The sequence below is a fragment of the Bacillus sp. JJ1562 genome (assembly GCF_036962705.1).
Taxonomy (GTDB): domain Bacteria; phylum Bacillota; class Bacilli; order Bacillales; family Bacillaceae_L; genus Ferdinandcohnia.
The window spans coordinates 128220-141233 of sequence record NZ_JBALOQ010000022.1 but is presented as its reverse complement, the minus strand read 5'-3'; the positions used below and the strand labels follow the sequence as shown (position 1 = coordinate 141233).

The 13014-nt window shown below is 36.5% G+C and carries 13 protein-coding genes; 8 read left to right on the top strand and 5 right to left on the bottom strand.

Annotation, left to right across the window (positions count from 1 at the left end; translation table 11 throughout):
- Positions 1 to 7: 7 nt before the first annotated feature.
- Positions 8 to 526, bottom strand: coding sequence for a TetR/AcrR family transcriptional regulator (locus tag V7097_RS14865; RefSeq protein ID WP_335704412.1), 519 nt, complete (start codon positions 524 to 526; stop codon positions 8 to 10).
- Positions 527 to 629: 103 nt separating this feature from the next.
- Here V7097_RS14865 and V7097_RS14860 point away from each other — a divergent pair, with 103 nt between their 5' ends.
- The 5 genes from V7097_RS14860 to V7097_RS14840 all read left to right on the top strand — a co-directional run bounded on the left by V7097_RS14860 (position 630) and on the right by V7097_RS14840 (position 2990).
- The gene (locus tag V7097_RS14860; protein WP_335704411.1) at positions 630 to 971 is read left to right on the top strand and encodes a VOC family protein; all 342 of its coding nucleotides are present in this window, start codon (positions 630 to 632) and stop codon (positions 969 to 971) included.
- 111 nt (positions 972 to 1082) lie between these two features.
- On the top strand, positions 1083 to 1478 hold the full coding sequence (locus tag V7097_RS14855; RefSeq protein ID WP_335704410.1) for a VOC family protein: 396 nt from the start codon (positions 1083 to 1085) through the stop codon (positions 1476 to 1478).
- Positions 1479 to 1492: 14 nt separating this feature from the next.
- Positions 1493 to 1972: a Cys-tRNA(Pro) deacylase gene (gene ybaK, locus V7097_RS14850; RefSeq protein WP_335704409.1), complete on the top strand. Its 480-nt coding sequence runs from the start codon at positions 1493 to 1495 to the stop codon at positions 1970 to 1972.
- Positions 1973 to 2369: 397 nt separating this feature from the next.
- Complete coding sequence (locus V7097_RS14845) at positions 2370 to 2816, top strand: DUF5392 family protein (protein WP_335704408.1); 447 nt, start codon at positions 2370 to 2372, stop codon at positions 2814 to 2816.
- Between the two features lie 15 nt (positions 2817 to 2831).
- Entirely contained in the window at positions 2832 to 2990 is a 159-nt protein-coding gene (locus V7097_RS14840; protein ID WP_335704407.1) for a hypothetical protein, read from the top strand.
- Positions 2991 to 3014: 24 nt separating this feature from the next.
- Here the strand turns inward: V7097_RS14840 and V7097_RS14835 are convergent, their stop codons facing one another.
- Entirely contained in the window at positions 3015 to 3470 is a 456-nt protein-coding gene (locus V7097_RS14835) for a CBO0543 family protein (protein WP_335704406.1), read from the bottom strand.
- Complete coding sequence (locus V7097_RS14830; RefSeq protein ID WP_335704405.1) at positions 3397 to 4539, bottom strand: DUF2515 domain-containing protein; 1143 nt, start codon at positions 4537 to 4539, stop codon at positions 3397 to 3399. Before V7097_RS14830 ends, V7097_RS14835 begins: the two co-directional genes overlap by 74 nt.
- Before the next feature lie 74 nt (positions 4540 to 4613).
- On the opposite strand from V7097_RS14830, the gene shc reads away from it, so the two are divergent.
- The gene (shc, locus tag V7097_RS14825; protein WP_335704404.1) at positions 4614 to 6494 is read left to right on the top strand and encodes a squalene--hopene cyclase; all 1881 of its coding nucleotides are present in this window, start codon (positions 4614 to 4616) and stop codon (positions 6492 to 6494) included.
- A gap of 10 nt (positions 6495 to 6504) precedes the next feature.
- On the opposite strand, the gene V7097_RS14820 is transcribed toward shc, so the two are convergent.
- A complete protein-coding gene (locus V7097_RS14820) occupies positions 6505 to 7290 on the bottom strand; it encodes a hypothetical protein (RefSeq protein WP_335704403.1) in 786 nt (261 codons plus the stop codon).
- Between the two features lie 134 nt (positions 7291 to 7424).
- Here V7097_RS14820 and pepF point away from each other — a divergent pair, with 134 nt between their 5' ends.
- A complete protein-coding gene (gene pepF / locus V7097_RS14815) occupies positions 7425 to 9215 on the top strand; it encodes an oligoendopeptidase F (protein ID WP_335704402.1) in 1791 nt (596 codons plus the stop codon).
- 32 nt (positions 9216 to 9247) lie between these two features.
- Here the strand turns inward: pepF and fumC are convergent, their stop codons facing one another.
- A complete protein-coding gene (gene fumC, locus V7097_RS14810) occupies positions 9248 to 10636 on the bottom strand; it encodes a class II fumarate hydratase (protein ID WP_335704401.1) in 1389 nt (462 codons plus the stop codon).
- 149 nt (positions 10637 to 10785) lie between these two features.
- Between fumC and V7097_RS14805 the strand changes: the two genes are divergently transcribed.
- Positions 10786 to 12984 carry an ATP-dependent helicase gene (locus tag V7097_RS14805; RefSeq protein WP_335704400.1) on the top strand — a complete coding sequence of 733 codons (2199 nt, stop codon included), beginning with the start codon at positions 10786 to 10788 and terminating at the stop codon, positions 12982 to 12984.
- Positions 12985 to 13014 lie beyond the last annotated feature (30 nt).

The following is a 13014-nucleotide window of genomic DNA, read 5'->3' as shown; positions in this document are numbered from 1 at the left end:
ATTGCTTTTAGTTCGTTTCTTTATTAAACATCCATTTAACTAATTGCTTTCCTTGTTCAAGTGTGATTTCACCTTCTGCAATTGATTTTAAGATTGATCTCCATGAAGCAGTAACAATAATATAAATAGGAAGGGAGGATTCCGAACTAATTTCGTTAAAAAAAGCTTCCACCTTATCTTTATTTTTTCCCGGAGATTCCTCACAAAGCAAGCGACAAATATTAACTTTTACTGCAAACTCTAAACCAATAATCATTGCAGCTTCAATCTTTCTAAATGTATCTTCAAATAAAGATACGGCACCCTCCATTCTGTCTAAAATCCTTTGTTCCATTTCTGCCCGAATAATTTCATAAAGCTTTGTTTTTGACCCAAAATGATGATAAATAGCACCAGTTGTCACATTCGCTTTTTCAGCAAGCTCTGTGATATTTACTACTTTGTATCCGTTGCTACTAAATTCCTCTAAAGCAACCTTTAGTATTGCATCTTTATTCGTTCCTGGTATTGGTATCCACTCTTTCATATCTTAATAATAACATATTGACATAGATACGTAAATGAATTACGCTTGACGTAACACATTTACGTAATACATAATTAAATTATCTAATGGAGGAGAATGAGAAATGAAATTAATGTTCTTGTACCACCCTGTAAAAAACCTTAAAGAGTCTCTTGCATTTTACCGTGAAAACCTAGGGTTTGAAGAAGCATGGAGGGAAGGAGAGCATACTGCCGCCATACATTTACCAAACACAGATATTCGTCTTATGATTGAGGATGATGACGAAGGGCTTTCCGCTGGTGGGGTATTTTTAGTCGATAGTGTAGATGAATTTTACAACAAGAACAAAGAAAATCTTCAATTTGTTAGAGAACCTCACGACATCCCACCAGGCCGCTATGCCATTTATCTAGACAATTCTGGCAACCCTATTCGCATTTTAGATTTTACAAAAGAAAAATAGCCCTAATTGAAGCAGGCAGACCAATTGACTGTCTGCTTTTTATTTGTAAAAAGAGGAATCCAAGATTTTTCAGAGAATACTTATGGATAATATAATAGGGGAGGGTTTTACTTGATTTATGAAATGACTTTGCAATTTCGCGTCAGTGACTTTTCTAGGGGACAAAAGTGGTATGAAACACTACTTCAGAAAAAACCTGATTACATTCCACATGATGGATTTGCCGAGTGGGAGCTTCTTCCTGGCTGTTGGCTTCAGATAGCAGAAGGTAATTCCTCACTTGGTTCCGGTCCATTAAGATTAGGAGTAGACAATCTTGAAAAAGAACGTGTAAGACTAATCCGGGATTTAAAATTGGAGCCATTCGAGATATATTCAAGAGAAGAGGTCCCAGTAAAATGGACGACATTTTCAGACCCGTGGGGAAATAAAGTTGGATTATTTGAATACCATAAAGAATCAGAAAAGGAAGAACGAAAGAAAACTATTTTCGGTTTACAAAAGTAAAAGGAGGCCAACCAATGGCAAAGGGTAAGACAAATGCCATGAGGATTTTAGATTCGAAAAAGATTGAATACAAGATCCATACATATGAAAGCAATGACGGAAAAATAGATGGAGTATCTGTTGCCCAAAAGGTAGGATTAGATACTAAAAAGGTTTATAAAACATTGGTCGTCCAAGGAAATAACAAAGATATTTTTGTGTATGTAATTCCGGTGGAAGAAGAACTTGATCTTAAAAAAGCAGCAAAAGTGGCTGAAGTTAAAAAGGTCGAAATGGTACCCGTAAAGGATATCCTAAAACATACGGGATACATTAGAGGTGGTTGCTCCCCAATTGGTATGAAAAAAGGATATCCTACATTTATTGATGCTCATGCTTCGAACCTAGATAGCATTATTGTAAGCGCTGGAAAAATTGGTATGCAGGTCGAGCTAAATGTAGCCGATTTAAAAACGTCCACTGATGGACAAGTCGTTGACATCATTAATGAATAGGTGAGCCAAATGCAAAGCAAATGTATTATAACCAATCAAAAGAACTTCAAAATATGATCGAATCGATTAATCCATATATTAAATAAAGGTTTTATCTTTAGAAGAGTTGTTCTTAATGGTAGTAGAGGGTAAATAAATGAAGAATCGACGATAAGGGTTGTTAGAGCCCAGCCTTTATGTTAAAATATATGTATATAATAACTGGATACCCTAAGGGGAGTAGCTTTAGCAGCAAAGTCGTCAATACAGAGAATTATTCTCTCGGCTTTGTTGGCAACCTTAACGTTGTTAGCAAGACCTTACCAAAAACATGGTATAGGTCTTTTTTGCTTTTTTACGGCCTATATCAATAGTGATATAGGCCTTTTCTCATATAAAAAAGGAAGGGGAGTTTATAATGAATATTATGACAACAAAGAATTTGCCAATTTTTATTACAAAGGAACTCGAACAGCTACATAAAAAAATAGCACCGATCATGATGAAGACATCAAAATATATGTTCTGGTCGTTTCCGTTAATTACGATTTCACTTCTTAACTTAGTGTTTTTACTGTTTTTCATGCCGTTTACACAAGAAGCAATTCCTTCACTTCTTATTTATGCCATCCTTGGTGCAATTGGCTTCGCCTTATCAAAGGAAGCAAAATTTAAGAAGAAGGAAATGGAAGCCATTTCTTCTGAATATATCATTACAAGAATTAAAAAGAGTGATGTGGTAACAACCGGACGTCAGCAAGATTATATTTCACGTCTTCAAAACCAACCAAAGCTTGCTTTACACTTTTTTATTGAATTTTTAAATGAGGAAAAACAGAGAGAAAAGCGAAATCTTTATTCCTAAAGGAGTTTTATGATTATGAAGCCCTCAAATTACAAAGCACTGTCAAAAGACGAAGGACCTGTTAAAAAAGCAAACCCTAAAAAAACGATCCATCAAATCCTTTTACAGCTACAAAGCCAAGGAGTAAATGCAACCCTTAGTAAAAAAAGAAGTAAACTTATTTTAGGATCGTAATAGCAAAACCTGACCCGTACCGAGTCAGGTTTTTTTCATGCTTACAGAAAAATAGACTATGAGCATTAATGATAAGTAGATTGTATATCCAAAGAATGAATACAAATGATTCCATGACGGATCATGAAGAAACCAACCTAATCCTTCGGAAAGCTTTTCACCAGCAGACATGATTGACGCAAGGAGCAACACAGCACAAAGCTTTCCTACGAAATTCAATTTTTCACAAATAAATAGAAATGCAACTAGCATGAGTGGCAAACCGACAAGTGTAAAGCCTACATGAATCGAAAAAACATCCGGAAATGGGCGTAACGGAAAAGAGTAAAAACCTTTTCCGACATAATACAGGTCTAGATAAGTGCCAATTAATGCTCCAAGTAAAATGGTCACGATTAGTCCTGGATTAGTCCAAAATCGAAATGGCTTTTTTAGCAATCGCTGCGAGTTCAAATTTTTCAAGGGTTTTACAGTATTCATGTAGAATCTCTCCATCCACTAGTTCTTTATCCTGTTTTAGATAATAAATGATTTCCCAATCCTTGTACCAATCTCCAATTTCAGCAGGCTTATGTTTTCTATTTCTCCAAGCCATCTCTAATCTCGGACTGTATATTCTTGGAGAACCTTTCGTCAGTTCACAGGATTTTACACGTGATTTCAATAAGAAACCAGGTAGTCCTTCATCCACATGATTAAAAATATGTGGCCAGTAATCCTTTCTCGAACCAGAATGTTGAACTTTCTTTGCCCAGTTTTCCACTGATTTGAGTCGTTTTTCATCTGCAAATAAGATGGAATACAATCGTTTGCCTAACAAAATACGTTCGCGAACACTTTTAAATTGATGAAGGGTTTGCCCGATTAATCGAACTTTTCCTTTTTCTTCAAACGGAAATAAAATATGATTCAAATCCAACAAATCCTGAAGTTTGAATTCCAGTGTATCAAAGACTTCTTTTTTATAATGTGAATTTGATATTACCCGGTCCTCAAGATAGCTTTGCTCATTTATAATTTGAGCGACTGTTAGTGTGTACTTATCTTGCCTCACCCAAAAATCATTCCATACTGATTCCATAAAAACAGATACATGAAAGTGGGGGAGTAGGTAAAATAAATTTTGCTGATACAGTTTACTTGCTTCATAGAGTAAAAACTGAGGGAAAGCATCCTGAAAAATCAACCAATTACCACGTTCTAAAAATGAAAAATAGACTTGAGCTTCCTTCCTTGTTAAAAGCCTTGAAAGCTGTCCACCTTTTAAATCCGTCATATTCCATCCACCATTTCGGGACACCATATGGCCAAGGAATGCCCAATGTATTTCGGGATGGGCATTATAAAAATCAAGATAAGCTTTTGTCCTCGTTACATTATTCTGATTAAGTTTTCTCGTCATTTCTTTAATTTGCTGAATTAAAAACTGTTCCTCCAAAGTAAGCAATGGTAATAATACTGGTCTTTTTTGCCGTTTCTTTATATCTTTTTTAATTTGTAATAGAGATTCAGAGAGTGGGAGTTTCTTCTTTTTAAAAAGTTTACACATGGATGTTGACCTCCTCAATGAATTCTCTTAATTTACAGTGAATATGTATGGAATAGGATGAAAGGAGGTTACAAATGTTTGACAAGGTGAATGATGGTTTGCAGCAGTTAATTGACACCATTAGGAAGGACCAATCATCCAATGGGGCATGGAAATATCCATTTGAAACAGGGATTTCGACGGATTGTTATATGATTATCTTATTAAGAAGCCTTGAAATTAATGATGAGAAATTGATTCAACAATTAACAGAACGGATTTTAAGTCGTCAAGAAGAAAATGGAGCATGGAAGCTTTTTTATGATGAAGGGGATGGAAATATATCTGCGACTGTGGAGGCATATTATGCATTGCTATATTCGGGATATATAGAAAAGAAAGATCCAAAAATGAAACGTGCGAAATACTTCATTGTAAAAAATGGTGGACTTAAGAATATCCATATGTTTACTAAATTTATGCTTGCGTTAACAGGTCAGCAAAAGTGGCCAACCTTTTTTCCGCTTCCACTTGAACTAATCCTGTTGCCACACTTCTTTCCGATTCATTTTTATAGTTTTTCAGAATTCGGAAGAGCTAATCTAACACCAATCATGATTCTTGCAGACAAAAAATTCAGTCTAATAACAAAGAAAAGTCCTAATTTATTAGATGGTCAGAGAGATGAAAATGGATTAGATTTCCGAGATTCACAAGAATGGCGATCACTTTATTCAAATGTCAAACACGCAATCAGTCATTTAAAAGGCTTGCCTTCTCATCTTCACCAACTAGCAACTGAACAATCAAAGCAATACATGCTGCGCAGGATTGAGCCTGATGGAACATTTCTAGGATATTTTAGCTCTACATTTCTGATGATTTTTGCCTTACTTAGCTTGGGCTATCCAAAAAATCATCCAATTATTATCAACGCAGCAAACGGTTTAAAAGGGATGAAAACAGTCATTAACGGTAATGTCCATATGCAATACACCACGGCAGATGTATGGAATACTTCACTACTTGGATATGCATTACAAGAAGCAGGTGTCCCATCAACCGATTCTATGATTAAAAATGCGAATCACTATTTATTGGAGCGGCAGCATGTTAAATACGGTGATTGGGTAGTTCAAAATCCGACCGGCTTTCCTGGTGGCTGGGGCTTTGCAAACGTGAATACAATTCATCCCGATGTTGATGATACGACTGCTTCCTTGCGTTCTATTGCGAGAATGGTTAAAAAAGAACAAATATATAGGCAATCATGGGACAGAGGTTTACAGTGGTTATTATCCATGCAAAATAATGATGGGGGATGGCCAGCATTTGAGAAAAATACAGATAGTAAGCTTCTTAGCTTTTTACCGATTGAAAAAGCTGAATACATTCTTACTGATCCTTCTTCCGCAGATGTGACTGGACGTGCACTCGAGTTTCTTGGTAAATATACGAATCTACTAAAGGACCACCCGTCTGTTAAATCAGCCATTCAATGGCTATATAAAAACCAAGAAGACAATGGCTCCTGGTATGGACGGTGGGGAATTTGTTATATTTATGGAACATGGGGAGCAGTTACAGGCTTACGTGCGGTTGGCGTTTTGCCAACACACTCATCAATTAGGAGAGCTGTCGCATGGCTAGGATCTATTCAAAATCAGGATGGCGGCTGGGGAGAGTCGTGTAAAAGCGATAGTAAAAATAAATATGTTCCATTGAATTCAAGCACATTAACACATACTGCCTGGGCAGTGGATACTATGATCTCAGCAAGTGATCGACCGACTAGGACAATTGATAAAGGGGTTCAATTTCTGATTTCGAATTTGAACCGAGACGACTGGACAACACAATATCCGAAAGGGCAAGGCATGGCCGGGGACTTTTACATTCACTACCACAGTTATCGTTATATTTTCCCGCTACTTACACTTGCGCATTACAAGAAAAAATATACTAAAAAAAGCTAAAAGATCACTTTTAGCTTTTCTTAAGTTTTGACGGATTATTGATTTTATAGTGAACTGGATTTTCAATAATGAACTCTTCATCCACATCCTTGCCTTTTGCTAATTTCTTTTTCACAACTTTTGCATCAAATTCAAGGGTATTTCCAGGCTCAAGGTCTAATTTCTTTAAAGTTTTTGAATGGGAGCACCAAGCTAGTCCAAGTTCAATTGGTTCTTCCTGCAAAATAACCACATTTTCAAGTATGATTACTTCATCGTTATCTTCGTTAAAATGGTTCCATGTTAGTGCAATTTGTTTAACTGAAGCAGTAAAATGAACTTTGTCCGTTGGCAGCTCGATTTTTGGTGCTTTTTCTTTTTTCGTTTTTTTCTCAGCTTGTTCCTTTTTAACAGCTGACTTTGATTCCGTTGCTGCCGGTTTTTCAGCTTTAGTCTCATTCGCAGTTTCCTGTTTCTTTAACGGAACAACCCCAGTGTCAGAAATTGCGGTTTTCGCAAAACTCGGTGATTGCATTTCTTTTAAATAGGCAGGGTGAATACAGGTTAAATTACCATCCTCAAACTCAAGCACAATTGTATTATGTTCTTGTGTCTTACCGTAAACCTCATAGCCTTTTATCGTTACGATTTGCTGATGAGTCCTTTCCTTGTACCAGTACTCTTTTTTAACTGAAAGACCCCATTCACGAACCTTTTCTTCATAGTTGGCTTCGTCAACAAATGTTTCATAATCCCCTTTTGGAGGGAGAAACGTTGTTCCCGATGAGTCATCTATATGAGGCAATATATTCGCCATGTATGAACATCCTTTCGTTTTTTACAAATTTATGTAATTCATATACAATAAAATGAAACATATCTATTTCTTATCATATATTTCTTTCCTATATAATAAAAGGTTTTTTCAATCTTAACAAAAGGAGAATTGCGATGACAACTACGTATAAGTCTCGAAATGAAGTGCCTGAACAAGAAAAATGGAACTTAGATGATCTCTATTCTGACCTAAATAAATGGGAGGAAGATTACGGGAACATTGAAAAAATGGGCGAGGAACTCGCAAAATTTGATGGAAATATCCATGATGGACATTCGTTATTTGAGTATTTAACCTTGAGTGAAAATATGTCTTTCCATTTTAACAAACTATATGCCTATGCGATGTTAAAGGTGGATGAAGACACCCGAGTAACAAAATCACAATCTTACATAGACCGCGCCAAACAGCTTAGTGTCAAGGTAAGTTCTGCAAACTCTTTTTTCATGCCATTTTTATTAAGCTTAGATGAAGAAACATTAAAACGATACATTGACGAAGAAGTTGGGCTTCAGTATTTTGAAAAAGAACTGCTAGAATCCTACCGTTATAAGTCACATGTATTGAACAAAGACCAAGAAGAAATTTTATCACGTTTAGGTGAGGCACTTTCTGCACCCAGTACGACGTATGGAATGATAAATAATGCTGACATACGCTTTGGTAAGGTTTCGAAGAATAATGGTGAAAAGGTTGAACTAACAAGAGGGATGTATGCAAAGCTAATTGAGGATGAGGATCGTGAAAAGCGAAGAGAAGCTTATATGGCCTATTATGAGCCATATGTACACTTAAAAAATTCAATCGCATCGACATTGTCAGCGGCAATTAAAAATAATGTCACAATCTCAAAGTTGAGGCACTATCCATCAGCACTTGAAAAAGCATTATTCGGGGATAATGTTCCAAAAGACGTTTATGAAAATCTAATCGAAACTACCAAGAAAAATATCGGAGCTATGCACAAATACGTGCAGCTTCGCAAGGAAAAATTAGGTTTAGATGAGCTTCGCCAATACGATTTGAGCGTACCACTTGTTAGTGGGGCAAAGAAAGATATTTCCTACGATGAAGCATTCGAAACTATGTGTAAGGCACTTTCTCCATTAGGTGATGATTATATTCAAACACTTAAGGAATTTAGAAAATCTCGTTATTTCGATGTTAGGGAGACACCTGGAAAGCGTTCAGGGGCTTATAATTTAGGTGTGTATGGAGTGCATCCATATATACTTTTAAATCATCAGGATGACCTAGATAGTTTATTTACGTTGGTACATGAATGCGGTCACGGGGTTCATAGTAAATTAAGTTCTGAGAACCAACCTCAAATTACGGCTCGTTATAGTATTTTTGTTGCAGAGGTTGCTTCAACTGTTAACGAGGTATTGTTAATAAACTACCTATTGAACACGGAAGAAAATGAGGGGGTCAGGAAATTCCTCATCAATCATTATATCGATAAATTTAAAGGGACTTTATTTACTCAAGTTATGTTTGCTGAGTTTGAGAAGAAGACCCACGAAATGGCTGAACAAGGACTGCCGTTAAATGTAGAATCCTTTAGTGAAGTATATGAAGGTTTGTTTAGAGAATACCATGGTGAAGATCTTGTGTTTGATGACGAAGTCAAATATGGTTGGGCACGAATCCCGCATTTTTACCGTCCGTTTTATGTTTATAAGTACGCTACAGGATTTGCTTCAGCCATTCATATCGCGACGAAGATTCTTGAAGGGGACGAAACAACATTAACCTCTTATCTTGAATTCTTACAAAGCGGAAGCTCAGATTACCCACTTGAGCTGTTGAAAAAGACAGGGGTAGACCTTACAACTCCACATCCAATTGAAAATTCACTAAAGAAATTTAATGAATTAGTAGAGGAATTTTCTAAGCTGTAAAAAGGTTAGCCTTCCGAATGGAAGGCTATTTTTCATTCCTTTGGATGTACCATATCCCCAGGGTTCACATATTGCTCAAATTGTTCTTTTGTTAACATTCCAAGCTGTAAGGCAGCTTCTTTTAAAGTGGTATTATGTTTATGGGCATGCTTTGCGATAGTCGCAGCTTTTTCATAACCAATATAAGGGTTGAGGGCTGTTACAAGCATTAATGAATCTTGTAGATTTTTAGAGATTATGGCTTCATTTGCTTTAATTCCGATTGCACAGTTTTTATTAAAAGAAACCATCGAATCAGTAAGCAGTCTAACGGACTGAAGTAAATTATAAATAATCACCGGTTTAAATACATTAAGCTCAAAATTACCTTGACTTGCCGCTATTCCGATTGTAGCATCATTGCCCATGACCTGAACCGCAACCATTGTAAGTGCTTCACTCTGGGTGGGATTTACTTTTCCAGGCATAATTGAGCTTCCTGGTTCATTTTCAGGTATCATTATTTCTCCAATTCCACAGCGTGGGCCACTTGCAAGCCATCTAACATCATTTGCAATTTTCATTAAATCTGCTGCCAATGCTTTTAAAGCTCCATGTGCATAAACAATCTCATCGTGACTGGTTAGGGCATGGAATTTATTTTCAGATGAGAAAAAGGAAAGCTTTGTGTACTCCGAAATTTCTTTTGAAATATTTTCACCAAACATTGGATGAGCATTAATCCCGGTGCCAACTGCTGTACCACCAATTGCAAGAGCAAGCATTTTTTCAGTCGATTCCATGATCATCTCCTTAGTACGCTTTAACATATGGACCCAGCCACTAATTTCCTGACCAAGTGTTAATGGAGTAGCATCTTGAAGATGAGTTCTTCCAATTTTTACGATTGAATCAAATTCTTTTTCCTTTTCTTGCAAAGTTGCTTGTAATGTATCAATCGCTGGAATTAGACGTTCATTTATTGTTTTTACACCGGCAATATGCATCGCGGTTGGAAAAGTGTCATTTGAACTTTGACTCATATTAACATCATCATTCGGATGGATTTTCTCGTCGATTCCTTGATCCATTAACCATTTGTTCGCACGGTTTGCAACTACCTCGTTGACATTCATATTACTTTGCGTCCCACTACCTGTTTGCCACACAACAAGTGGAAAATGCTCAAAAATACGACCTAATAAAATTTCATCACAGGCATTGGTAATCGCTTTCGCTTTATTTTCACTTAATTTTCCAAGCTTTTCATTTGTAGTGGCTGCACTTCTTTTTAATATAGCAAAAGCTTCAATTACCTCAAGTGGCATCTTTTCCGTCCCAATTTGAAAATTTTCTATACTACGTTGGGTTTGGGCAGCCCAGTAGGCATCAACCGGAACTTTAATTTCACCCATCGTGTCTTTTTCAATTCTATAATTCAAGATTATCACCTCTAATATTCATCCTTTATATAACGTACCAATTATTACCTTGTTTTATGTCTTTGTTATTAATATGGATTTCAACACCCATGGCTATAAAAATGATAGAATTTATAATGGACTTTTAAGCAAAAAGGAGGTGGGCTAACATGAATAAAGGGGAAAGCTTTTTTTATCGGAAGAAACAGCAGCTTGGTGTACAGCTTAATGACGTTCAGAAAAAGGCCGTTCTTCACACAAAGGGACCTTTACTCCTTTTAGCGTCACCTGGCTCGGGTAAAACGACAACAACTATTATGCGAATTGGTTATTTAGTCGAAGTAGTGGGGGTAGAACCTACCCGCATAAAGGCTGTAACCTTTAGTCGAGCATCGGCAGCCGATATGAAAGAAAGATTTGCTCGTTTCTTTCCAGATCACCCCGTAAATTCTGTAGACTTTTCAACCATTCATAGTCTTGCATTTCAAGTAGTACGGGATTATTTTTATAAACGAAAAGTTTCCTACCAATTAATTGAAGGGAATCAAGATGGTGGTCCTAATAAAAAGCTGCTTTTGCGGAAATTATTTAAATCGATGAATGGTGAGAATATCACGGAAGAGCAGCTTGAAGAACTAACAACCTATATTAGTTTTATCAAGAATAAGCTTCTGCCACGGGATGAATGGGGAAGTATTGATTGTGACATTCCATTTGTCGAAGCTATTGTTGAAGAATATGAAAAAATAAAGAACTCAAATCCAAGTAATCTCTTATTGGATTATGACGATATGCTAACTATTGCGAATGATGCATTTAAAAACGATGATATGATTTTACGAAAATATCAAACCCGCTATGATTATGTCCTTACAGATGAAAGCCAGGATACATCGCTCGTTCAACATGAAATGATTGAGAAGCTAGTAAAGCCTCATCAAAATCTATATGTCGTGGCAGATGATGATCAATCGATTTATTCTTGGCGGGGAGCGGAGCCGAAGTACTTGTTAGATTTTACAAATGTATACCCAGAAGCTGTTATCCTAAAAATGGAGCAGAACTATCGTTCGTCAAAGGATATCGTCCACGTTGCCAACAGCTTCATTAAGCGTAATAAAGACCGCTACTACAAAAATATGTTCACCGAAAACCCCAATATTAACCCAATTGAAATTAGACAATTTGAGGATTATCGAATACAAGCTAAATATCTTGTACAAGAAATTGACCTGGTAGAAAAGAAGAAAGATGTCGCAGTGCTATACCGGAACAACTCATCATCTATCATGCTAATTAATGAGCTTGATCGGAATCAAATCCCTTTTTATATAAAAGATTCTGATAATCGCTTTTTCTCACATTGGGTCGTTAAAGACATATTGAATTTTATGAGAATGACCTTTACAGATAAACGGGTCGATATTTTCGAACAAATTTATACGAAATGTGGGTTTTATCTATCGAGAGAACAATTGTTCGAACTAGCGAAAAAGAATCCAACTGAGTCGATATTTGAACGGCTTTTACAAAATAAAAGCTTAAAGGACTACCAAATAAAACAAATACAAGCATGTCAGAAAAACTTTCAACAAATGAAAGGAGTCAAGCCACATAAGGCGATTAAGATTATTAGAAATGAGCTTAGCTATGATAAAACTCTTAAGGAAATGAGCAAGAAGCTCGGATTTAAAACGGATTATCTCTTTAGCGTGCTTCAAACGCTTGAGGAAATTGCAGATACACTTGAAACGATGGAACAATTTGCAGGTAGATTAAAGCATCTAGAAAATCTCTTGAAAGTCTCAAAATTAAATAAAAATAAAGATGCCATCACGCTTTCCACATTTCACAGTTCAAAAGGACTTGAGTTTAAAAAGGTTTATATGATTGATCTAATTGAAGGAGTGATTCCTTCACATGATGAGATTAATAAATATAAAGAGGGCGAGCGAGGTCTCATGGAAGAAGCTGTCCGCCTATTTTATGTTGGGATGACACGTGCTGAACAGGAGCTTGAACTTTTGTCCTATAAAAAACAAAATGGTAAAGATGTTGCCCAATCCCGATTTGTGGCAAATGTAAAGAACATCATTTCACCTCCGGTTAGGGTGCAGCCGTCAGAATCAAAGAAAAAGATAGTACGAGAAAAATCGGTTGTCACTTATAATCCAAATGCAATTAGAATTGCGGATGAGATTCTGGAGGGCATGGTCGTAAAGCATCGTGTTTTCGGACACGGAACAATTGTTTCGGTCACAGGAGAAAAAATCGAAATCCAATTTCAAAAAGAGAGGAAAGCCTTATTGCTCGATAGGTGTTTAGAAATGGGGTTATTGGAGCCGGCGGATGAGATACCAGTAAAATAACTTAATAAAGGAAAGGTACCACGCCTTTCC